Source organism: Tumebacillus flagellatus (assembly GCF_000714935.1).
Classification (GTDB): domain Bacteria; phylum Bacillota; class Bacilli; order Tumebacillales; family Tumebacillaceae; genus Tumebacillus; species Tumebacillus flagellatus.
The window spans coordinates 186,346-210,022 of record NZ_JMIR01000003.1; the positions used below are offsets into that span (position 1 = coordinate 186,346).

Consider the following 23,677-nt stretch of genomic DNA (forward strand, 5'->3'; position numbering starts at 1 on the left):
TGCTCTTATAAGAGGAGCGTTTTCTGTTCGGTTTCCAGCTCTTGGTCGAAGTCGATTTCGTAGAAGCCCGCTTCCATGACGCTCTCCGGGCGGCGCTCGCTCGATTGGATGACGGAGCGGCCCATCGCGGCGACCAGTTTCAGCGAGTAGACCACTTCAAACAGGTCGTAGATCGACTGCTTGTTGTGGTCGGACAGGCAGATCATCTGCACGCGGTTGACCCGCGCCAGTTGGAAGATGACCTGCAAGAGATGCGGCGACGAAACGACGCCGAACGGGTTGTCGGCGAGCAGGACTTTCGAGGCGTTGTCGAGGCCGGACATCTTGGCGCGCAAGTACGAAAGCACCGCGATGAACATCGCAAAGCATCCGGTGTACTGCTCGCCGCCCGACCATTTCATGATCTCCGACCAGTGGTCGTAGCGGACTTTCTCGCCCGGCACCTGCTGCGGTTTGAACACTTTGATCCGCGCTTCGGAGATCGGAGCGACGACGTTGAGCAGGTGTTTCGACGAAAGCTTGACGGTCAACCACTTCTCGATATCGTCTTCGTCCTCGCCCTTGGCGGACTTCTGTTGCAGTTCTTCCGTCAGCGCGTGGAGGTATTGCGACATCAGTTTGAGGCCGACGCCCGGCTCCCACTTGTCTTTGAGCTGGATGTCGATCGCTTGGACTTTCTTGCCGCGGTAGTCGATCTTGGTGTATTGGGCGATCGACTTCAAGTTGTCATAGACGCGCTCGGCGTGTTGGAGGCAGCGGTGGACGAGTTCAACCTTGGCTTCCTCCAACTCTTGGCGTTCGAGGTGCGCTTTCTCGACGTAGAGCTTCATCATCTCGAAGCATTTCTCAAACACGGGGCGTACCTGTTCGATGTCCGCCATGTCGCCCTCCGCTTTGGAGTCGATGACGGAGCGGATGAACTTCTGCACGATCTTGGATTCGTACTTGTCGATCGAGCGCTCGAAGCGGAAGAATTCGTCCTCCATCTCGCGGCGGCGTTCCTCCGTTTGCTTGGAGGTGCGCTGCAGCCCTTTGTCGAGTTCGTTGACGATGGCGGTCGGCTCGGATTCAAGCTTTGCCGCGCGGTCTTCCGCAAGATCGAGCGGGTCGCGCTCGATGGAATAGGCGGAGAGGAGCGTTTCCGTTTTTTGCAAAAGGGATTTGGCTTCTTCGCGGTTGGTTTGGATTTCGTCGAGCGCTTGCTCGTTGATTTTGCGCTGGTTCCAGAGGTCGGAGAGCAGTTGTTTCAACGAGTCGCGCAGGGCGGCGAGATCGGCGGTTTCGTCGAAGAGGTGCGGGGCGCGGTCGAAGTCTTTTTTGACTTTTTTCTCTTCGGTTTCGATCTTGCCTTCGATTTTTTTCTGGTCGGCTTGGAGGTCGGTGCGTTCGGTTTCCAAGTCTTTTTGCTCGGCGCGGGATTCCTTGAGTTTGGTTTCCCAGAAGGTCAGTTCGGACGCCGGGGGCAGCGTGGTGTGCGCCGCCAGTTCGTTAGGAGTGATCTCTTGTTCGTCGATGTAAGCTTGATTGAGCTTGATCGACTCTTCGTGGTTTTGGATCAGGCGCAGCAGTTCGTCGCGGCCGACCGATTTCTGGGCGAGCAGGCCGTCGAGCGATTCGAGTTTGCCGCAGACGGCGTCGTACGTCAGACCCTCTTCCGGCGGGAGCGGCGCGGGCGTGTCGGCGTCGCGGCCGAGGTATTGCTCGCGGGCTTTTTGCAGAGAGGCTTCTTCCGTTTCCAGCGCGTAGACGGCCGGGATCAAGCGGTTTTCTTGGTCGCGGGCGTCGTGGCGGATGCGGGATTGCTCCTTGAGGTCCGCTTGGAGCATCGCTTCCTGCTCTTGCTGGGTTTTGCGGGATGCTTCGCGGTCCGGGAGTTCGCCTGCCAAGTTGGCGAGGAGGTCGAGGACGCGGAGTTTGTCGCGCAGAGACGCGAGAGTTTCTTGGGTGTCCTTGACCGTTTTTTTCGCGTCGGTGATTTGCGTGCGCAAGTCGGTGACGCGGGTGGTCAGGGTTTCGATCGTTGTGTTTTTGTCGGTGATTTTGCGGTGCAGGGCGTCGCGTTTGGTTTGCCAGTCCGGCATCGGGTTTTTCTTATACGTCTCGAAGAAACGAAGCAGGTCGTCGGCGACGCCCTCGATGTGGCGGCGGGACTTTTCGACGACGTCCATCGTTTCAAAGAGGGACGCCATCTCCGTTTCCAGAGCGGTGCGGCGGCGGTCCAGCGCTTCCTGCGAGAGGAACGGAGAGTAGCCGCCGTGCAGGGAGACGTAGGCGGTGTCGGTGCCGAGGGACACGAGGGCCCCTGTGCCTTCGGCACGATCCCCTCGGGAGGATACCTCTCCCTGCGGGATCATTTCTTGCTCATGATTCCCATTCGATGAGATCGACTTCGATCCCTCAGGGATCATCAGAAGCGGGATGAGACTTTCGAGATATACCCCTTCCCAGTCCAGACGGGGATCTCTGAGTTTGCGCATGTCTGCTTCTGTAAGCAGGAGCGCGTACGGGAGCATCGGGTTGCTGCGAACATGATGTTCGCGGGCGGTCGGGTCTTGGGCTTGGAGCCATTGCGAGCCGAGCAGGGCTTCGATGCCCCAGTCGGAGAGCACGCTTTGGAAGCGCAGCAGCTCTTGCGACGGCACGTAATAATCCGCGTTGCTCAGCAGCGCTTTTTTCTCTTCCAACGCGCCCTTCTTCGCCGCCAACTTGTTGTACTCCGACGCATACGCTTCCCGCTTCTCCGTCAGCTTCAACTCCAAGTCGGCCCGCGACGCGTGCAAGTCTTCCCGCGCGAGGTCGACCAACTCCAGACGCGCCGCCAACTTCGAGCGCTCCGCTTCAAACAGCTCGATCTTGCCTTCCAGCTTGTCTTGATCGCGCACCGCTTTGCGCAATTCCTCGCGCTCGCTCTCGATCTGCTTCTGGGCGCTCTCAATCTCCGCGTCCCACGCTTCCACTTGCGCTTCCGTCTCGCGGACGACTTTGTTGCCTTCGAGTTCCTGCCATTTCAGCTGATCCCGTTCCGCCGCCGGCGCTTCGGCGATTTCGTCGCCCAGAGCGTCTCGCACAGCCGCTTTTTGCTTCTCAAACTGCTTGAACCAGTTCTCAAGCTCCCCGCCCGACTTGCTCAACTCATTCAAAAGCCCGGCGATGCGGTCGTGTTCCTTCTCCGCGTCCGCTTCCGCTTGCTTCCACGATTCGCGCTCCGCTTGCTTCGCTTTCAACTCCGCTTGCAGCGAATCGAGCTTCTCTTGCCACAGCGTCAAAAACTGCCCGCGATACGACGCCGCTTCCAGCAGCAAATCTTCGTTCTGCATGTCGAGACCCGCCAACGTTTCACGGTCGCGGGCGAGGCGTTTTTCCAGCTCTTTGATCTGGAGGAATTTCGGGATTGCCCGGTGCAGGCGGACGTTTTTCTCCGCCGTCGTTTCCTGCTCTTCCAACTCTTGCAGACGCACGGCGAGATCTCCCAACTTGCGCTCGGCGGCTCGGTACTCCGCTTGCAGCGCGTTCACGTCCAGAGACGCTTGCTTAAACTCTTCTTCGCGAATCTGCTCCTTGAGCGCTTGCACCACTTCCGTCAGCGCCGCCGCTTCTTCCTCGCGCTCGCCGACCATCTCTTGCAAACGGCTCTTCACAAACACCAGTTGGCCTTCCAGCGTCGTGCGGACTTTCTGCGCGTCGGAGTACGCCGCGACTTTGTCCACCACAGAGCGTCCGGCAGACTCAATCTCTTGGAACTCCTCCAGATTCTTCTCAATCTGCGGAATTCTAAGCAGCTTGTCTTTGTACTTCAGAAACGAATTCGCCAAGTCCTGCGCTTCGTTGTCATCTTGAAACAGCGCCTGGTCCACCGTCGGGATCAGCAAGTTTTCCAACAGCGACTGCTCCGTTTTCGACCGGGCGAAGAAGCCGTCCATCCCGCCCTCGGAACCGTTGGTCGTGCGGATCGACAGCCACTCTTTTTCATAGATGTGGTACTGCGCGAGGTGTTGGATGTACTTGCGGCGGTCGTGTTGCGAGAACGTCTGCACGCCCGACTCCTTGCGCAAGAAATTGTAATAATCGCCGTAGCCGATCACTTTCCCGTCGGCGACCAGCGGCATTTTGGCAATCGAGAGCTCGTCGCCGATGCGGTACGGATGGGCGTAGGTGAAATACTTCAGCTCCCCCTCTTCGTCCGCCGCTTTCGTAAAGCAAAAGCCCGTCAGCAAAAACTCACGCTCGCCGCCCGCCGAGTCGAGTTTCCATTCGACGAGGATGTGCCCGGTGTAGCGCTCGTGTGCGAGCAAGTCGACCATGCGGCGCGACCCCATGTTGCCGCCGGGGAGCTGGGTTTGCATGACCAATTGCAGCCAGAGGGTCTTGCCGCCGCCGTTAGCGAGGTTGATGAGGGTGTTTTTGCCGTGCAGTTTAAAAAGTTCATCGGCGTACTGCTTGCCGCCCTTGTCATATTGGATGTTGACCAGTCGGATTCGGTTGATGCTAGGCATAGAAGATCTCCTTTTGCTGGATCAGGGCGAGCAGTTCGTCCTTGCGCTTTTGGTGGGCGTAATACTTGCGCACCATGTGGTCGAGCTTGTCGGTCGGGTGAATCTCCGAATCGACCGCGACTTTGGCAAGGCCTTCCTCCTCCAAGAACCCCCACACTTTGAGGAGGTAGCTCACCCGGGATTTGTGCCCCATTCGCTGGTTGGTCAGCGTCTCGTCATACGCGGGCATCGAGTGCCAGTACTCCGCCACTTGGGAAAAATTGAACTCGTACTCGGCGGAGAGGTACTGCCCGTAGTCGCCGGTGCCGAGCATGTGGAGTTTTTCCGTGACGTACTGCTCCAGCTCTTCGATCGGGACGTACTGGCGGACTTTCGTGTTCAAGTCGTCCGAGTTGTAGAACATCGCGAGCGTCGCCAAGATGATGAAGTACGCGAGGTAGAGCTTCAAGCCCATCGAGACGTTGTCGTTGCGCAGGCCCATCTTGACGCGCAGCTCTTCATTGGAATAGCCAAACACTTTATTGTCAAGCGCCGGCGTGACATAGAGCTTGTCGCCGACGTGCAGAATTTTGATTCCGGCTTGCTTCTCGATCATCTGCGAGACGATTTCTTGGGCGACCGGGTCTTCCTTGTACGCAAACACCAAGTCGCGGTCTTTCTCGTCGGTCTCGCCTTTTTCCAAGAGCAAGATAAAAAGCTGGATCGCGCGTTCCACGCTCTCTTTGCTATACATACAAACCCTCCTTATAGAAGCGGAAGTTCGACACCGTCCACGTCTCTTCGTCGGCGAGGCGCAAGTGGCGTTCGCCCTGTTGCTCGACTTCGACCAGCACCGTCCCGAGCACTTCAAACTCCGGCTCTTCGTTCAACAACTGGACGAGCAGATACGGCAGATTGGTCTCGTCCGAATCGAGAATCTTCGCCCGCGTCTCCGAATCCAGCCGGAAGTTGATCGGGCTCATCTGGTGCAACTGCACGAGGAACGGGTAGAAGTCGCGGGCGTTGACCACGTCGTAGAGCTTCTCCGCGTCCAACGCGCCCAGAATGTCATGCAGGCTCAGCGATTGGTCGAACATCAGCGGCTCGAAGATCATCCGCAGATAGTCCCGGTAGCGGGCGTCGCGGATGTTTTTTAATTTGACTTTGGGGTCTTCCACGACGGGTTGCCATTCGTCGGTGGGGACGTCGGGCGCATCGGATGTTTTTTCCTCGACGATCTTCTGCACCGGTTGGGGGGCGAACGCTTTGTGCACGTTGAAGCGCTTGCGGATGTTCAAGCTCATCAAGGGCTCGATCAAGCGGCGCACGTTCTCAAGCGAGACATGGTTTTGCATCAGCGGGTCGAGAAACTCGCGCTCGAAGTTGACTTTGGAGCGGAATCCGGAGACGATGCCCTCTTCCAGCGATTCGAGCACCAACTCCTGCAGGTCGAGTTTGTCGACGAGCAGCTTGTTGTGCAAGTTTTGCACTTGGTTCAGGCGCTGCGACACTTCGACGAGGCGGTTGATCGCCATCTCTTCGCGCTCGCCGCTCTGCTTGCGCTCGAAGTTGTCCCGCGTCTCGCGAATCAAGTTGTTCAACTCCTCGAACATCTGCCGTTCCTTGTCAAACTGCTCCTTGATCAGCGAGAGCATCGCTTCGTACTTCGTCAGCGAGAACTGCGACACGTCGCGCTTGATCCCCATCTTCATCCGCTCGATCTCCTCGCGCAACTGCCGCACGTCGAGGCCGAGCGTTTCCACCGTGCGCAGCGCGTCTTCGAAGACACCCTTCTCAATCTGTTGGCGCAACAGCATCTGCGAGATCGAAATCCGCAGTTCCTTATACATCTCCCGCGTCTTGAACAGCAAATCAAGCCCCGCGTCGGAGAGTTTGAAGCGAATCTGACCGGAAGCGACGTGGTACGTCCCGTTCTCGATCAAGTGAAACACGTGCTTCTCTTCTTCGCGCGTCTCGATGTTGCGGTAGACAAACTCAAACGCCCGCCCGTCGTTGCGCAGTTGAGCGAGCATGTAGGACGCCAAGTCGCGGCTTTCCTCCTCCGTGATCTCCTGCCCGTACACTTCGCGAATTCCTTCCCGCAAAAAACGAGCCACGTCCGCATGGTCGCACTCCACGCGCCCGATCAGCATGTGCTCCAAAATCAACAGAAGCACGCCGAGGCCCAGCGCCATCAAGTCAAACTCCTGGTACTTGCGCAGTTCGCGCAGGCGAAACAGCGGCCAAAAAGCCGCGATATTTTTCATCCGGTCTCGAAACCCGGCCAATGCGTCGCGCACGTACAAAACCTCCATTCACGCACAACTCTTCATCCCCTGATTCTACTCTTTTTCTCGCCAAAAAGTCAGTAGTAACTTATAGAAAGTAAAAATATCGAACCATCAAGTTAAACATTGATAACAACTTCACATTCGGGTATAATCAATGAAACAACAAACTATCGGAATTAAGAATAACTAACACAATACACCAAAGAGGTGAAACTCATGATTCGCAGGCTTCCGCTGGTGTCGAAGTTGCTCTGTCTCTTGCTGATTCCGCTGCTGGCGCTCGGGCTCACGTCGTGGATCTCGCTGCGCAACTTGGACAGCATCTCCCACGACTTGACCGACGTGCTGTACGTGCACGACTACGGGACGCTCGATTTGATCTCGCAGGCGCAAGGCGACATGTACGACGCGCTGCTCGCCGAACATTCGATCTTGAACACCGAGCCGGACAATCCGCGCTTTGGACAGTTGCAAACCGCCGTCCAAGAACACGCGTCCGCCGCGCGCCAGAAAGTCGAAAGCGCCCGCAAACTCGCTGAGAGCGACAAACCCGACTGGGAGCGGTTCAAACACCCCAAGACCCAGCGGACGATCTTCCAGAACCTCGACGACTATGACAGCAATTTCTCCACGTGGGTGCAAGTGTCGAGCTCGATGATCGACAAACTCTCCAAACAATCGGTCTCCACCCGCTCCGAAATCATCGCCAAGATCGACGAAGTGGACTACACGTTCCAAGCGTCGCTGACTTCTCTGGGGGAGATGAAGCAGTTGCTCGATTCGGTCGCCTCCACCGCCGTCGCCGCCAAAGACACCTCGGAAAAAAACGCCGTGCAGACGATCCTCCTCACGATTGCCGTCGCTCTCGTGCTCGCCTCGGTCTTCATGGCGCTGTTCCTCGTGAACATCCGCTCCTCGCTGCGCCGTGCGCTCACCGTCATGGAGAAAGCGGCGCAAGGCGATCTCCGCGCATCTGAACAGCCGAAACTCGCCAACGATGAAGTCGGCAAGCTGGGAAACTCGCTGCACGACATGGTCAAAAACCTGCGCCTCTTGATCGAGCAAGTCACGCACACGTCCGAGCAAGTCAGCGTTTCCTCCCGCCAGATGACGGAGCACGCGGAAAGCATGCAAGAATCCACGACGCAAGTGGCGGGCGAACTGGAACAGTTGGCGTCGGGGGCCGATGTGCAAGCGGCGAGCGCCGATCAGATCTTCCTCTCGATGGAGGAGATGGGGCGCGGCATTCAGAGCATCGCGGAGAACACCGTCGTCGTCACGCAAGCGGCCGTCGAGACGGCGGAGGAAGCGGACAGCGGGCACGAATCGATCCAGCGCGCCGTGAAGCAGATGCACTCGATCTCGTCGGTCACCGACCGCTCCGCCGACAAAGTCCGTCGGCTCGGGCAGCACTCGTCAGCGATCGGGCATATCGTTTCGGTGATCACGAAACTGGCGCAGCAGACGAACATGCTGGCGCTCAACGCCTCGATTGAAGCTGCAAGGGCGGGGGAGCACGGCAGAGGGTTTGCCGTCGTCGCCGAAGAAGTGCGCAAGTTGGCGGAGCAATCGCAGCATTCCGCGCATCAGATTGAAGAGTTGATCGAGCGGATGCAGGAAGACACGGAAGACACTGTCCAGACGATGGACGACGTGATCCAAGAAGTGCACTCCGGCATCGTCGCCGTCGACCTCGCGGGAGAAGCGTTCCAGCGGATTCTCACCAAGTCGCACCTCGTCGCCGGTCAGATTCGGGAAATCACGTCGGCGGCGGAGCAGATGACCGCCACGACGGAGCAGGTTGCTTCCTCCTCCCAAGAATCGGCGGACATCGCGCACCTCACCGCGTCCCGCACGCAGTCGTGCGCGGTCACGGTCGAAGAGCAGATGAAAGCGATGGACGAGCTCTACCATCTCAGCGAACGCCTCAATACTACCGCCCAAGAACTCCAACACGTGCTCAGCCGCTTTGAGATGTAAAAAAACGCCGCCCCGCGTGAACTGTGACCCGCGGGCGGCGTTTCTTTTTTACTTCTTCTTCCCTTTGGACTTGCCGTTTTTCTTCGCCGGTTTTCCCGAAGCAGCGGGAGCCGGGCGGCGCGGTTGGCCGGGGCGGCGGTTGACGATCTTGCCTTGCTCCAAGCCTTTGGAGAAGATCTTGATCCCCAGCGCGTTCTCAAACTTGCGCATGATGAACTTCTCCTCCGGCGCCACGATGTTCACCGACAACCCGGATTGCGTCCCCCGTCCCGTGCGTCCCGCACGGTGGACGTAATGCTCCGCATCGGTCGCCGGATCGAAATGAAACACGTGCGTCACGCCTTCCACATCGAGCCCGCGCGCGCCGAGGTCCGTCGTGACGAGCAGTTGGAACTTGCCGTCGCGGAATCCGTTCATCGCTTTCTCCCGCTGAATCTTGGCGGCATCGCCGTGCATGCCCTCCGCCGTCAGCCCCATCTCGTTCAGTTCGCGCACCAGCCACCACACGCGGTCGCCCTCATTGACGAAGACGATGGCGCGGTTGACGTCATACGCCCGCACCAAGCGGCGCAGCGTGTCCGCTTTGTCCTGCTTCGCCGTCCCGAACCACACGTGGTCGATGCGGCCCATGTGCTCGCCCTTTTTCGCTTCGATGAAGACCGGGTCGTTCATCCAGCGCTTGGCGATGTCCTTCGCTTCCGAACTCATCGTCGCGGAGAAGAACAGCAGTTGGCGGTCGCGCAGGGTGCTGCCGACGATTTTTTTCACGTCCTCAATATTGCCAAGTTCGAGCATCTGGTCCACTTCGTCGACGGTGATCGACTTCACTTCATGGACTTTGAGCTTCTTGCGGCTTTGAATCTCCAAGATGCGACCCGGCGTGCCGACGATGATGTGCGGCTTGTCTTTCAACTTCTCCAACTGACGGTCGATGTTCGCGCCGCCGACCAGCGCCAGAGAGCGAATCTCCGTGCCTTCCGTCACCTCGCGAATCGCCGATTCGATCTGCACCGTCAACTCGCGGGTCGGTGCGAGCACGAGCACTTGCACGTCGCGCTTCGTCGTGTCGATGCGCTGCAGTTGCGGCAGGAGAAACGCCAACGTCTTGCCCGAGCCGGTTTGCGATTGCGCCACCACGTCGCGGCCCTCTTGCACCAGCGGAATCACGTCCGCTTGCACCGGCGTCGGGATCGTGATGCCCAATTTCTCAAGCGCTTGCAATTGATACTCCGGCAAGTTGTATGGAAGAAACGAGTTCGTTGTGTTCGTCGTCATGAAATAGCTCCTTTACCCAAAAACGTCTGTCTCTGCTATCATACCCCACTCGCGCCCAAAACGCCAAAAAAAGGCAGAGTTCCGCAAGGGATCTGCCTCTTTTCGCTATTGGTAGGTGACCGCTTGCTGGCCCAACTGCACCCACGCCTGCTGGAAAGCGGCGAGGTTGACCTGTTTGCGCGTGCCGTCGAGCGGGTCGTTGACGGTGACGGTGTTGCCGTCATAGCCGACGAGCAGCACGCAATGCTCGCTGAACGTGGCGCGCACGGTGCCGGTGGGAGACTTCCAGGTCACCCAGTCGTCCGTCGGGCTGAACGTGTCGGTCGTCCAGACGATCACCGGCTTGCCGTTGCCGACAGCGTTCAGCACGTCGTCAAAGCTGTGCCCCGTCAAATCGACGGCGCGGCCCGGCAAGTAGCGGCCCAGCTCTTCGGCGATCGGGCCGTGGTAGACCGAATACCCCCGGCCGCTGCCGGTGACGTCGCCGACGAAGCCGGTGTTCGGATCGCCCCACGAAATCGTCTGGCCGTTTGCGTCCTTCACTTCCGGCGTCGGGTCTTTGCGCACGTTGCGGGCGAGCTCGTTCTTTCCAACGGAGACACCCGCCGATTGCAACAGCATCGTCAGCGACGTGACTTCACAGCCGTTGTACAACTCCGGGTTCTGCGCGATGACCGGCACGTTCAAGACGCGGCTTGCCGGGCGTGTCGGTTGCGCGGCAGTCGAGACAGCCGACGAGTCTTTCGCATCGGAAGAGGCCGCCTTTTGCGAGTCTTTGGCATCGCCGTCTGCCGTTTGCGCATCCTTGGCATGTCCGTCTGCCGTCTGCGGGTCCTTGGCAGAACCGGATGCCGACTCCGGGCTTGGTCCTCCGCTCGATTGCTCCGCCGCACCTGCCGCCTCATGCGTTTTCGCCTCAGCTTGTACATGATCATTCCAAACGCTCCACGAAAGTCCGCCGATCATCGCGGCCAAGAGCGGAAGTGCCAGCCAATGAAAGCGGTTCGGTTTCTGCGGGTCTCTAGATGGTTCGTCTTCACGCACGGCGTTCCACTCCTTTTCTCGAGTTGCGTATCACTGATTTCTATTGTAACTCCAACAACAACTTCTGCGCTTCCTCTTGCAACGAAGAATCGTAACCTTCTGTGAGCACAGCCTCCAAAATCGACCGCGCCAGCTCCACTTCGCCCTGTTCCGCAAGCAGAGCCGACATCGTGACTTTGGCTCGTCCATACTGCGGGTTGAGCAAGATCGCTTGGCGCATCGACTCGACCGCTTCGTCGAGCAGATCAAACTGCGCGTAGAACACGCCTAAATTGTAGAACGAGCGGGCATGCGGGTGCTGGCGAAGCAGCGACGTCAGCGCTTTGTGCACCGCTTCCCAGTCCTGCGCTTGCCACGCCGTCTGCTGCACTTGCACGAGCAGCAGCAAATTGCCCGGTTCGCGCTCGGCGGCTTCCTGCAACAAGTGAAGCGCCGCTTCGACCTCGCCCTGTTGAACCATCCCCTGCGCCGTGCGCACTTCCGGCGGCATCAAAGCCAGCGCGGCTTCGCGATGATCCGCCATCGACGCGATCATCGGATAGGGCGGCAGGTATTCATTGTGAAAAACACCCGCTTTGTACGCGAGGTTGTCGGCGACGGGGTCGGCGATTTTTTTCAACACTTGCGAGAAGGGGTGCAGGCAGACGGTGCCAAACGACGTGATCATGTCGGGAAACGCCTGCAGTACGCGAAGCGGCGCGTGCATCATCCACACGGCGCCGCGATGGCGCGCCAACCACTCGCCCCAATACGCCCCCAGAAAATAATACAGCGATTCTTCCGCCGGTATGTCCGTCTCGGCGATGAGGTTCGCAAAACGTTCATACTCCGCATCGCCAAGCCCCTCCCGCACCCGCGCCCCGTCGAACAGCGGCCGCAAGTTTTCCGCAATCACATGCGCGTTCAAAAACACATCCAAGTGCGTCGCGTCCTCATCGTCGAGCGACAACGGAGCTTGAAACACCTCGTGCGCGATTGCCGCCAGCACGTCGGCCGCGCGGCGCAAGTCTTCCGCCTCCACGCTCCACCCGCCGACGGAGCGAAACGCTGCCGACGCTTCCCGCAGTTTCTCAAGAAAAATCCGGACGCCCTCCGGCCAGCCCTCCGCCCGCAGCGGCGGCGTTTCATAAAACAGTTTGTCCTGCTCCGATTCCAGCCGGACGTAGTCCTTAGGTAAGTTCATCATCTGTTATACCCCTTTTCCAGAACTAGTTCATTATGAAAAAATCCCATGTCGAAAATAGTTATTTAGGATTTCTATACTATTATTTATAAAATCTCTTTCCTTTTTCTGATAATCGAGTATACTACTGATAGAGGCCATTACATTTAAAAACAAACAGATAAAATAGGGAGGCTGTTCAAAATGAAATCTACCTTTGCAAAAGGCGCGCTGGCGCTGGCAGTAGCCGCAGCAGCATTTTCTTTCGTAGGTGTTGACGCAGCATCTGCAGCATCGCAAAACATCTCCGCAAGCATCACCAAAGTCGTCGCGGCCGACTACTACATCTACATGTCTTGGGGCGCAGTAAGCGGCGCTTCGAAGTATGTCATCAAAACTTCCAACTACCCGTCCGTTGACGCTTCCGACGTAGACTGGGCGACCACCACCGGCACGACGCTGACCAAGCAGATGGCAACCAACGTCGGCTACCGTTACTTCCGCGTCTACGCGTATGACAGCGCAGGAACCCTGCTTGGATACTCGAACCAAGTCGGTGCCGCGAAGTACCAAAGCGGTTCGGTCATCCGTATGAAAACCGACTCCTCGCTGACCTCTTCCTACCCGGCTCCGACCGGCACGAACTACACGAAGCCGGTTTGGTTCATCACGTTGGACTCGACCTCCAAAGCTGCGTATGTCTCGCCGAACTTCCAACTCGGTGAGTTCATCTCCGAAAGCACGATCACTTCGGGCATCGTTGACCCGATGATGGTTCAACACTTGCAAAACGCGCGCAACCGCAAAGGTTCCGCGATGTCGCTCAACTCCGGCTACCGCACGCCGGGCCACAACGCATCGGTTGGCGGCGCGACTTATTCCCGCCACATGTACGGCGATGCCGTCGACGTTCCGGCGACGACGACGTCCGACTACAACTACTACCAAAACCTGTTCGCTCCGGAAGGTCCGGACTACGTGGAAAGCTTCGCAGAAGCGGGCTACAGCCACTGGCACGGCGACTGGAGAAACGAAGTTCGCGACTACTCGAACTTCTAAGACCTGTGAGTTTTTTCCGAGCATGGCTCCTTTCCCCCTGGAGTCATGCTCTTTTTTCCATCATATCAGTTTGGACAGGATTGTCAGCAAATAAAAAACCCGCCGAGCTTTCGGCGGGTTTGTTCGGCTTACTTATAGAAGGCGATTGCATTAGGGGGCGGCCAAATCACAGCCGTTTTTGTTGTATGAACGGCTCCTGCTGCAGCTGAAATCAACAAAGCTGCCATCATACCCCCAAGTACCCACTTTTTCATGGTGTCATCTCCTCATGCTCTTTAGAGTCTTGTTATATTCCACAGCCTGCTTGTACAATTGCACAGACCGAACGGAATCAGTTTGAGAATAATACTCCGCCAATTCAACGGAAATTTCGTAGGCTTCATCGAGGACGTTGTGCTGGTGGTAGATCTGCACTGCCTCCAGCATCAATTCCTCGAACGATTGTACCTCGCCCTGTTCGAACTTAAGCTTCGCCAAAAAACGCAACGCCCCGGCACGCTCGCGATACGAACTGACACCTGCCTGCTCACAAAGCTGGAAGATTTCCCGCAGATAGTCTAGGCACTTGTCATGCTCGTGATGCAAAAACGCCACTTCCGCCAAATGCATCAACGGCATATAAAGATACAATCCTGCTTCCATCAAAGAAAAAACATTATAGGATCGTTGGAAATATTCCAAAGCGCGCCCAAATTCACCGCGTTCCTGGTAGATCTCTCCCAAGTTGTTGGAGATGATTGCGACATCGAGAAGCAAGGAGTTGCCGTTCGCTTCCTGCAATGCTTCCAGATAAATCTGCTCGGCTTTCTCCTCTTCTCCCAACAGCCGCAACGGGATGGCTTTCAGATAGAAGGCACGAATCCGGAACAGATGTGTGTTGGTGCTGATCGCCTCGCGCTCTGCTTTCTCTGCATACCGCAAACTCGCTCTATTATTTCCCATGAGGCTGTGGAATTTGGTTAACCCGCTGAGAACTTTGTACAGCAATTTCGAGTGATCCCCGTCACGTTCAAGAAACTCATACTCTTGATCGGCTCGCAGATAACAATCGAAAGCCGCCTGTTGATCGCCTGAAAAGTCATACGCTTCCCCCAAGATTAACAACGTCCACATCTTCTGGGAAACGGACTGAAAAAGTTCACGAGACAAGATGTGCCCCGCGAGCTTTATCACTTCTGCATGCGCTTTGTTTTCATACAAGAGGATAAAACACTTGTCATGAATCGCATCCACCAACACCTGCAAATAACCAAAGTCATCAGCCAACTTTATGACCTGCTCCAGTTGCTCCAGCGCTTTGGGGATGTTACGCGCGGTGTGATAGTCCCTCGACACCTGCAGCAGCTCTTTGAGCTCTTCCAAAATCGCGTCGCCGGATTCCAGACGCTCCAGAGGGACGCCGAGGCGGTCGGCCATTTGTTTGAGCATGGTGCGTTTGAGATAGGTCTTGCCGTTCTCGATCTTGCTCAACTGGCTGACACTGCACAGACCAACGGCCAATTCATCCTGAGTCATGCCCTTCAAGAGCCTGTACTTCCGAAGATTGTCCCCGATGATGCGGTTCCGCTCGTCTACATCCACTCCGACTGCCAAATCCTTTCACCTCATAGTGTTAATTTCAGCAATTGTGGAATAATTATAACAATCACGAACGTTTTTGTACATATATTCAGTCAAATTCAATTTGTATGCTTTTCATGAATTATACTGAAGAGCAATTTATGGTTATTAAAAAAGAACCGAGCCTGCGGAGGCCCGGTTCTTTTTTGACTTTGACGAAAGAAACTTAGTTCTTGCCTTCGACGTAGACGTGCTTGAGGTCGTAGGTCGGAGCGGAGACGTTGTTCTGCCAGCCCTTGACGTAGCCCTTGAGCACCATCGGAGTCGCGCGGAAGTAGACCGGTCCGACGACCATGTCTTGCATGAGCAGCTTCTCTGCGTCGTAGAGGTACTGCATGCGTTTCTTCGCGTCCGGTTCGTTGTTGGCGTTCTTGATGAGCTCGTCGTATTTCGGGTTTTTGTACACGACGTCGTTAAACGGCGAGTCGGACGTGTACATGTCGAGGAAGGTCATCGGATCGTTGTAGTCCGCGCCCCACAGCGACATGACGAGGTCGTAGTCGTGATTATGCTGGCGTTGGAAACGCAGCTTCGACGGTACGGATTCGATCTGAACGTCGATGCCGAGGTTTTGACGCCATTGTTCCTTGAGGAACTCCGAGGATTTCTTGGCGGTGTCGGAGTCGTCGGAGAGCAGCTTCAACGCCGGGAACGAGCTCAGGCCGGCTTCTTTGAGACCTTCTGCGAGCAGGTCTTTGGCTTTTGCTTTGTTCTCGTCACGCTTGACGACGTCGCCGTTGTCCTTGCGGAAGTCGCCGCCGTTGCCGTCGGAAACGCCGGTCGGGACGAAGCCTTGAGCCGGTTGCGAGCCGTTGGCGAGGATGACGTCAACGTATTGCTTTGCGTCAATCGCGAAGGTGAGCGCTTGGCGAACTTTGACGTTGGCGAGCGCTTTGTTTTGTTCGTTGAACTGGATGTACGCGTTGGTGAGTTCCGGGACGACGGAGTATTCCGGCTTGTCCTTGTAGCGCTCGACTTGGTCGCGGACGATGGTGAAGCGGTCGAGTTGGCCGGATTCGTAGAGGTTCTCCGCAGCGGAAGAGTCCTTGATGATCTGCCAGGTCGCGGACGCGAGCTTCACATTGTCTTTGTCCCAGTAGTTTTCGTTCTTCTCGATCTTGATGTCTTGCTCGTGGTTCCATTCCACAACTTTGAACGGACCGTTGTAGAGCACTTTGTCGGCGTCGCTGCCGTACTTGTCGCCTTGCTTCTCCACGAAGTCCTTCTTCTGCGGGAAGAAGATCGGGAACGCGGTTTGCGCCAAGAAGTACGGGCGCGGGGACGCGAGGGTGACTTCGAGCGTTTTGTCGTCCTTCGCATGAACGGCCACTTGGTCGACAGAGCCCTTGCCGGAGTTATACTCGGCGCCGCCCTTGATCCATGCGACCATGAAGGAGTACTGTGCAGCCGTCTTCGGGTCGAGGGTGCGCTTCCATGCGTATTCGAAGTCTTGCGCGGTGACGTTGGAGCCGTCCGACCACTTCGCGTCGTCGCGCAGGTGGAAGGTGTAGGTCAAGCCGTCTGCGGAGATGTCCCAGGACTTCGCGACGCCCGGTTGCGCTTTGCCGTCCTTGTCGATGCGGGTCAAGCCTTCGCCGACGTTGCCGATGACGAGGTTGGAGTTGGAGTCCGTGGTTTTGGAGCTGTCCAGCGTGGACGGTTCGCCTGCGATCGCGAGGTTGATTTCCTGCGCGTCGTTGGAGCTGCTCGACTTGCTGTCAGAGGAGTTATCAGAACCGCAGCCGACGAGCGCTACCGTGGAGAACATGGTCACAGCGATGCCGATGCCCAGCCATTTGTTTGCTTTCATAAGTTATCCCTCCTGAAGTGGGTAAAGTGCGTTGAAGTGTTGTGTTGTTGTGTTACAGACAGATGACGGTTGTTTCAAGATTCGGATGGGTTGAATATATCAAGTATTTTGAGGGTATACAATATGTTAGGGAAAAGTAAATATGTTTAGGGTATTTGGAATATTGGCGGTTGTTTGGTCAGTTTTTCAATTACGGTGAAGGTTGTATTAGAAATAGAAGTAAGCGGTTACACGACGATGTAAAAAAGCCTCGGTGCGCAGAATGCGGGCACCGAGGCTGATTCGTTTTTTTCAAACCCTTGCTTTCTCAAGCGCCAATTCGACGGCCCGCTTGGCATGGAGGTACGTGGAATCAAACAGCGGCACCCGCGCATGTTGGTCTTGCACCAACAGCGTGATCTCCGTGCAGCCCAAGATGAGCCCTTGCGCCCCGCGCTCCGTCAAGTCGTTCATGATCGCTTGGTACTGCTCACGGGACGTGTCCTTCACGACGCCCTGGCACAGCTCGTCAAAAATCACCGCGTTCACGACCGACTTCTGCTCTTCCTCCGGCACCAGCAGCTCGATCCCGTTCTCGGCCATGCGCTCGCGGTAAAACGGCATCGACATCGTGTAGTTCGTGCCGAGCAGTCCGACTTTGCTCATCCCCTGCGCACGAATCGCTTCTGCCGTGACGTCGATGATGTTGAGCAGCGGGATCGAAACCGCCGCTTGCACTTCATCGGCGATCTTGTGCATCGTGTTGGTGCAGATCAGCAGCAGGTCCGCGCCCCCGGCTTGCAAGGAGCGGGCCGCCTCGCTCAGGATAGAGGCTGCCTTCGCCCAATCTCCAGCTCGTTGGCAAGCGGCGATCTCTTCGAAGTTCACGCTGTAGAGGAGCACGTTCGCCGAGTGCAGCCCGCCGAACTCGTCGCGCACCAGTTCGTTGATGTGTTTGTAGTACAGCGCCGTGGATTCCCAACTCATGCCGCCTAAAAGCCCGATTGTTTTCATGTCGTCTCCTCCAGTTTCAAATGGTTGCTTTCACGATAACGGAGAATTCTCAGGACCAAAAGAGCCAATTCACGAGAAAAAAGCAACCAGTCGCCCGGGTGGCAGTGGTTGATTTTTTTCAATGAATTGGCTCTTTCTCTGTGCGGGAGGAAGACTTATAGTAAGGGGAAATAGAAATGTCAGGTCGGTGAGGTACTGCTATGTCGCGCAAAACACTTTACCAACAGGTGTATCACAAACTTCGCTATCTGATTCTGAGCGGCGAGTGGACGATGGGAAGCGCGCTTCCTTCGGAGCGCAGTTTGTCGTCCGAGTGGAACGTGTCGCGCAATACGATTGTACGGGCGTTTGTGGAATTGGAAGACGAGGGGCTGGTCTACAGCAAAGTGGGCAGCGGGCGCTTCGTGCAGCCGCTGCCGCCGGTCGACGCGCTGACGCCGTTTTGCTGGAAAGACCGGTTGCGGCAGGAGTCGACGGCGAAACCCTCGCATCTCACCGAGTGGAGCCGGATGTATAGCTCGAACTCGTTGATCAACTTTGCGTTTGGCGAGGGCGGCAACCATACGCTGCTCGCTTCCGACTTTGTCCAGCATGCGAGCGTGCAGCGGATCTTCACGCAGGCGTTGGCGCACTATCTCCTGCCGATCGAGGGGCATCCGGAGTTGCGGGAGTGGATCGTGTCGTGGATGGGCCTGGAGCAAGTGCCCTCCGCCGAGCATGTGATCATGACGTCGGGTTCGCAAGAAGCGCTCTATCTGACGGCGTCGATCCTCGCGAAGCCGGGCGATGCCGTGGCGGTGGAGATGCCGACGTTCTTCGGCGCGTTGCATGTGTTTCAGTCGCTCGGACTGCGCATCATCCCGATTCCCATGGACGGCGACGGGATGCGGGTCGATGTGTTGGAAGGCGTGCTGGCTCGCTACCGGCCGCGGTTTCTGTACACGGTTCCGACGTATCACAACCCGACGGGGCTGACGCTGTCCTTGCCCCGCCGCAAGCAGTTGCTGGCGTTGAGTGAGCGGTACAACCTGCCGATCGTGGAGGACGACGCGTACCGGCATCTGCACTTCGAGGAAGAGCCGCCGCCGACGCTGAAGTCGCTCGACACGCAAGGGAATGTCATCTATATCAATACGTTTTCGAAGACGCTCTCGCCGGGTCTTCGGCTCGGGTGGGTGTCGGCGAGCAAACCGTTTCTCCAGCAGATCGTGCGCCGCAAAGAGCTGATGGCGACGACGAACACGTTTGCGCAGTTGATGTTGCTGGCTTACTTGCAGGACGGGGATTGGGGGCAACATCTGGAGAAGTCGCGCCAGAACTACCGCTCGCAAGCGGAGGTGATGGGGCGCTATCTGCAGGAGTTCACCCCGCACGGGATTTCGTTCACGCCGCCGCGCGGAGGGTTTTATTATTGGGTCGCGCTGCCGGAAGGGATGCGGCCGCAGGAAATCTTGGAGGCGTCAATTGCAAACGGGGTGCTGTTTGCGACGGGGGATATGTTTCTGAGCCGCGAGACCGATCAGCCGTTTATTCGGCTGAGTTACAGCCATGAGCCGATTGAGCGGGTTGAGGAAGGGATGCAGAGGTTGGGGGAGGTTTTGGCTTTGGGGAGAGAGCAGCGGGGGTGAGGGTCGGGTAGGAGCCTGTGCCTAGCCCTCCTCCTTCATGGAGTCCGGGATCGCGTCGACGGGCCTTGATTTGTAGTAGGCGAAGAGGTCGATGGCGAAGCAGAGAATGGCAAATGTTGCGAGGGTGAGGATTTGCAGGTCGGTTAGGGTCACGGTGTGTACCTCTCTCGTTGGGTGTCCGGTGCTGGTTGGTAATTTAATGGTAAGTGTTTTGGGCGTTTTGGTCAATATTTACTATATAAAAACGGAGAAAAGGCAGATGACCCGGGGGTCGTCTGCCTTTTTGGGTTGGGTAACTTCATTCTGTTGTTTCAAGGGGAATCACATCGATCCGCAGGACTTCGGTGGCTTCGTCGATGTACGTGTTGTTGAGTTTGACGGCAAGGTCGCCTTGGCGTCGTTTCTCACGCCATTCTTGGAGTTCGGCGGGAGATTCGAGGCGGAGTTCTTCCAGAGTTGTCGCTCGTTGAAGTAGATAGTCTGTTGTCAGGAGGCAAGAGCGGACACTGGAGCGGTCGGATGCGATGGGCGGATGGAGTTGCTTCCATTCTTCGATCTCGAAGCGGACGTAGAGCTTGTCTTTTTTCTTCGGATCGGAAGGTATTTCCGTGATATCGCTTCGCTTGACCACATTCCATTCGCGGATGCGACCGATCCAGTGGATGCCGTTGTCGGATTTGAATTTTTTCTTTGAGAAATGGATGCCGATCCACTTCAAACTGCCGATTGCGTCCTGCTTCTTCAACTTGCTGAGCTGGATGTGGTAGAAACGATGATCTCTGTTGATTTCCCATTGCTCGCGAGTCCTCAAAGCACCGATGAGGACGTTTTTCGGGGTCAGTTTTTCTTGGAAGTATTCAGCGGTTCCTCGGGTTGGCGTCGCTCGTTCGTGTGCTTTTTCCGGCGAGTCTTGAATCAGTTCTTGTAAAAGCGTCTCGACCAACTCCGTCGATCCAGGGAGAAAAGGGAGTGCGCCCACGTTCACTTTTTTGATGCTTTTATAGAAGTGATGCTCGCGGAACTTGTCCTCGTCGTGGTACGGGAACAGGACGTACGCGCCGAACATTTGCCGCTCGTACGTGCCGTCGTCGCGGGATTCTTGCACGATGGCGTCGCGGTATCGGTGCATGGTGTTGATATCGTCCTCTTCTGGACCCAGCGAAACAGGGTTGATGCGGTACTTCGCGTCAAAAACGTATCTGTATTCCCGTTTGGTTCTTTCCCGTCGGGAGGCTTGCTTTTGGATGGTGAGCACGTTGTCCGGTTGTTGTGCCAAGGTCGGGACATTTCTGAACGGCGTGTTGTATTGCAGAGAGAACTCCTCACCCGTTCGGCGGTCGCGAAAGCGGGATTTCGCTTGGCGGGACTTGTCCAGATAAACGGAGAGTGATCCGTGTTGGACACGCACGATGTCTTGGGAGAGCAGGTCGTAGTGCTTCTTGAACAAGCTGTGGAGCTTGAGGAAGCACCAGTATTCGTAGAGTTGCGCCACGTCTTTCAGCGAGAGACGGAAGAGATCGCCTTGGAGAGAAAGACCTTTTTGTAAGAACAGGTAGTCTCGGTAGACATCTCGATATCCCGGTGCCATTTGCAAAACCAGCGTGAGCGACATCTGCCGCATCTCCCCCACCCCTTGCAGGAAATCGAGACGCAACAAGCGTTCAAGGTGTGTCTGCATGCGGTCGATCATGCGGAGCCAGTCGGAGGTGACGGCATCGGCGCGGGTTCTTTTTTGCGGCTTGTGGGTGTCGGAGATGCGTTTGCGCATGTCTTTGAGCTTGGCTTGAATGCGGCAGAGCGCCCAGCGAACGAATCGGTTTTCTGCCGTGTCGTAGTCGATGCGACGCTTGGTTTCCAGCAGTTTCACGGGCTGGTAGCGGGTGCCGTTGATCGAGAGGATGCCGTGGTTTGGATCATGTGCCAGCAAATGCGGACGTTTTTGCAGATAACGGTGGTTCTCTCGTCCGGCGCGTTTGACTTTATCGGCGAGGACCTCGCGACGTTCCTGTTGCAAACGGTGGTGCGGTGCATTTTGGATGCGTTCCACCGAGCGGACGAGATGATCGAAGATCCCGCGCAAGATGGAAAAAAACTCCGAGTACGTCTGCGGCTGGTTGGTTTGCGCGGTGCCGGTCGTCTGGTAGGTGGTACGCAGAAAGTCAAACGCGAGGTTGTAGACCTGCGCGTTAACGTCGTGGAGGATGTTTTGGTAGTCCTCTTTGTAGTCGATCTTGGAGGGGAAGATCTCCAAACGGACTTGGAGCAGCGGTCGTCCGTGTTCGCGAATTTCGAAGTCTGTGTAGCCGACTTCGTTTTTGAAATTGAGGATGCCGGTGAGCAAGCCTTTGCCTGTGCCGATGGGTTTGACGGCTTCGCGAAGCAGGGCGTTTTCGTGGTGGAACTGAAGCTCGCGGTCTGCGTCGCGGGCTTGGATGATGACTTCGTAATTCTGCTGTTCGTAGAAGCAGGGGTAGTGGCGGTTGTGGAGGGTGAAGTCGATCAGTTTTTGCTCCACGGGGGAGAACGATTTGAGTTCTTGTAGTTGCAAAGACTTGTCCACGAGTTCGACTTGTAAGGTAGCGTTCACCCACTCATCGCCGTCACGATGCAGATGCAACGCTTCGGCGGTTGGGTGGAAGGGCTTGCCTTTGATGTAGAGATCGAAGCGGTCGGTTCGCACCCAAAGGAGTTCCACGCTGTTGTTAGGAGAGCCAGAACGAGGTGAATCCATCCTCATCGAACCTCCGGAGCATAAATGCTATTTTCTTGGCACTTGCCACATATCGAAAATGATTCGACCATTCATCTTCTGACATCTTTGCTGGTTTGAAGATAAACTTATTCAGTTTCGAAGACGGGTTGTCTAGGTCTCCAAGATCAATGCTTTTTTTCGCAGCGAATAATAGAAGGTCGATCAATGTCTGTTTCACGTTCGTACTACTCCCTTGAACTCGAGGTAATATTTTTTGACAAAGTTGCATGTCAAAGGCAACAGTGTCCGAAAGAATTTTAAATCGATCATTATATGTCATGTAAAAACAAACTGCATCCCGCACTCGATAACCAATGTGAGACTGGATGGGTTCGAGGTATTTGTTTATCTGTTGAAGCCTACTTGATACTTCTTGGATCAAAGTGGTGTGATCTTCCACGTCTTTTAATGTAAGATAATCACTTCGGAGAAATGAATGGTCAACTTCAATTGGATGCGGACTTTGCAACGTATCGTCAAGAAAATTCAGGTCTTCTAGATTAATGTAATTGAATTCAATTGTATTGGCACGGTCTAATACCTTTTTGCTAAAAGGATGCGTCGTCTCGTCCATATTTACTGTACCAATGAAATAAACATTTTCCGGTATATGAAGTTCCCCGTAAGTCTCTCGATCCTCTTGTGACATAGACATCTCTGACACAACAGTGTGAGTCGTTATTCGCGATTTACCTTCGTCCTTCCACTCTTGCGTTTCAATTATGCTTAGCAAATCACTGAAATAGTGTTCGACACGCGCTAGATTCATTTCATCAAGACAAATGAAATAAGGCTTGTAGCTATTCGAAGGTTTGATTGCCTCATACAAAACTTTTGTGATTGTACCCGGCTGAAACTTACCTGATAGGTCAGTATACCCAATCAAATCGGAAGGATCGTTCCAGTCAGGACGAACAGGGATGAGATTGAATTGTCCATTGGCCTTTGTAGCGCCTAAGGCCTCCGCAAAGAGTTTAACAAGCTTTGTTTTACCTGTACCTGAGATTCCTGCAAGGATTACAAAGGGTTTTGTTTTTAATGATAAATAGAAGTTTCCGATTGTATGTTTGGGAAAGGAATAGCCTTGGGAACGGATAAAAGATTGTATGTTTTCCACTAATGACTTTACATCCTCATCCATAATTCTAAGGACCAATTGCTTTACCTCCACCAACTTATTCATCCTCAATAACTCAGGACTATTGCTTAGGACTTTCTTCCCCAACGATGTTATCCATAAAGTACCTTTACCATCGCCATCAAGTAACCCTTTTTGTGCTAACTCAGTACGAACCCAGAGTACGTCCGTCTCAAGTTTCGATTTACCACTTTGATTTTTCTCGTATCGTTCATCTTTTGTCAGTTTGTACTCACCGGCTATTGCATCATATACTTCCGTAATGCTATGAGTCGTTTCATCTTCCAAAACCTTCAGAAATGGTAAAGGAAGATCATTTCTTTTATACTTGGGATTTCCCATACGCTTCACCCCGAAAAATTGATCAGAAACTACTTATTATATTGTATCAATCGCTGGAATGAATCTCGACATATTTTCAGAATCTAAACGAGTGAGTTTACGCCTTCCCTT

16 protein-coding genes are annotated in these 23,677 nt (G+C 55.5%); 3 read left to right on the forward strand and 13 right to left on the reverse strand.

Annotation, left to right across the window (positions count from 1 at the left end):
• Window positions 1-5 precede the first annotated feature (5 nt).
• The 3 genes from EL26_RS03775 to EL26_RS03785 are packed head-to-tail and all read right to left on the reverse strand — an operon-like array spanning window position 6 to window position 6,772.
• Window positions 6-4,493, reverse strand: coding sequence for a coiled-coil domain-containing protein (locus EL26_RS03775; RefSeq protein ID WP_038084638.1), 4,488 nt, complete (start codon window positions 4,491-4,493; stop codon window positions 6-8).
• Window positions 4,486-5,226 carry a DUF6063 family protein gene (locus EL26_RS03780; protein WP_038084639.1) on the reverse strand — a complete coding sequence of 247 codons (741 nt, stop codon included), beginning with the start codon at window positions 5,224-5,226 and terminating at the stop codon, window positions 4,486-4,488. Before EL26_RS03780 ends, EL26_RS03775 begins: the two co-directional genes overlap by 8 nt.
• Window positions 5,219-6,772 carry a hypothetical protein gene (locus tag EL26_RS03785; protein ID WP_152559167.1) on the reverse strand — a complete coding sequence of 518 codons (1,554 nt, stop codon included), beginning with the start codon at window positions 6,770-6,772 and terminating at the stop codon, window positions 5,219-5,221. The genes EL26_RS03780 and EL26_RS03785 overlap by 8 nt, the downstream gene beginning before the upstream one ends.
• Window positions 6,773-6,979: 207 nt before the next feature.
• Here EL26_RS03785 and EL26_RS03790 point away from each other — a divergent pair, with 207 nt between their 5' ends.
• Window positions 6,980-8,743, forward strand: a complete 1,764-nt coding sequence (locus EL26_RS03790) for a methyl-accepting chemotaxis protein (protein WP_052035954.1) — start codon at window positions 6,980-6,982, stop codon at window positions 8,741-8,743.
• A gap of 48 nt (window positions 8,744-8,791) precedes the next feature.
• Here EL26_RS03790 and EL26_RS03795 read toward each other — a convergent pair whose 3' ends face one another.
• The 3 genes from EL26_RS03795 to EL26_RS03805 all read right to left on the reverse strand — a co-directional run bounded on the left by EL26_RS03795 (window position 8,792) and on the right by EL26_RS03805 (window position 12,248).
• Complete coding sequence (locus EL26_RS03795) at window positions 8,792-10,018, reverse strand: DEAD/DEAH box helicase (RefSeq protein ID WP_052035955.1); 1,227 nt, start codon at window positions 10,016-10,018, stop codon at window positions 8,792-8,794.
• 105 nt (window positions 10,019-10,123) lie between these two features.
• Entirely contained in the window at window positions 10,124-11,062 is a 939-nt protein-coding gene (locus EL26_RS03800) for a C39 family peptidase (protein WP_052035956.1), read from the reverse strand.
• A gap of 40 nt (window positions 11,063-11,102) precedes the next feature.
• Complete coding sequence (locus EL26_RS03805) at window positions 11,103-12,248, reverse strand: tetratricopeptide repeat protein (RefSeq protein ID WP_038084643.1); 1,146 nt, start codon at window positions 12,246-12,248, stop codon at window positions 11,103-11,105.
• A 180-nt stretch (window positions 12,249-12,428) separates the two neighbouring features.
• Between EL26_RS03805 and EL26_RS25995 the strand changes: the two genes are divergently transcribed.
• Complete coding sequence (locus EL26_RS25995; RefSeq protein ID WP_052035957.1) at window positions 12,429-13,283, forward strand: D-Ala-D-Ala carboxypeptidase family metallohydrolase; 855 nt, start codon at window positions 12,429-12,431, stop codon at window positions 13,281-13,283.
• 128 nt (window positions 13,284-13,411) lie between these two features.
• Here EL26_RS25995 and EL26_RS26410 read toward each other — a convergent pair whose 3' ends face one another.
• The 4 genes from EL26_RS26410 to EL26_RS03825 form a co-directional block, all read right to left on the reverse strand.
• Window positions 13,412-13,537, reverse strand: a complete 126-nt coding sequence (locus EL26_RS26410; protein WP_274518867.1) for a hypothetical protein — start codon at window positions 13,535-13,537, stop codon at window positions 13,412-13,414.
• Window positions 13,538-13,541: 4 nt separating this feature from the next.
• A complete protein-coding gene (locus tag EL26_RS03815) occupies window positions 13,542-14,876 on the reverse strand; it encodes a helix-turn-helix domain-containing protein (protein ID WP_038084646.1) in 1,335 nt (444 codons plus the stop codon).
• 193 nt (window positions 14,877-15,069) lie between these two features.
• Window positions 15,070-16,713, reverse strand: coding sequence for a peptide ABC transporter substrate-binding protein (locus EL26_RS03820; protein ID WP_038084647.1), 1,644 nt, complete (start codon window positions 16,711-16,713; stop codon window positions 15,070-15,072).
• Window positions 16,714-17,004: 291 nt separating this feature from the next.
• Window positions 17,005-17,706 (reverse strand): aspartate/glutamate racemase family protein, encoded by a 702-nt coding sequence (locus tag EL26_RS03825; RefSeq protein WP_038084649.1) that lies wholly within the window; start codon window positions 17,704-17,706, stop codon window positions 17,005-17,007.
• A gap of 200 nt (window positions 17,707-17,906) precedes the next feature.
• On the opposite strand from EL26_RS03825, the gene EL26_RS03830 reads away from it, so the two are divergent.
• Entirely contained in the window at window positions 17,907-19,334 is a 1,428-nt protein-coding gene (locus tag EL26_RS03830) for an aminotransferase-like domain-containing protein (protein ID WP_038084651.1), read from the forward strand.
• 21 nt (window positions 19,335-19,355) lie between these two features.
• On the opposite strand, the gene EL26_RS26415 is transcribed toward EL26_RS03830, so the two are convergent.
• From EL26_RS26415 to EL26_RS03840, 3 genes are all read right to left on the reverse strand, one after another.
• A complete protein-coding gene (locus EL26_RS26415; RefSeq protein WP_274518868.1) occupies window positions 19,356-19,487 on the reverse strand; it encodes a hypothetical protein in 132 nt (43 codons plus the stop codon).
• A gap of 145 nt (window positions 19,488-19,632) precedes the next feature.
• Entirely contained in the window at window positions 19,633-22,065 is a 2,433-nt protein-coding gene (locus tag EL26_RS03835; protein WP_038084653.1) for a restriction endonuclease-like protein, read from the reverse strand.
• Window positions 22,037-23,566 (reverse strand): winged helix-turn-helix domain-containing protein, encoded by a 1,530-nt coding sequence (locus tag EL26_RS03840; protein ID WP_052035958.1) that lies wholly within the window; start codon window positions 23,564-23,566, stop codon window positions 22,037-22,039. The genes EL26_RS03835 and EL26_RS03840 overlap by 29 nt, the downstream gene beginning before the upstream one ends.
• Between the last annotated feature and the right edge of the window lie 111 nt (window positions 23,567-23,677).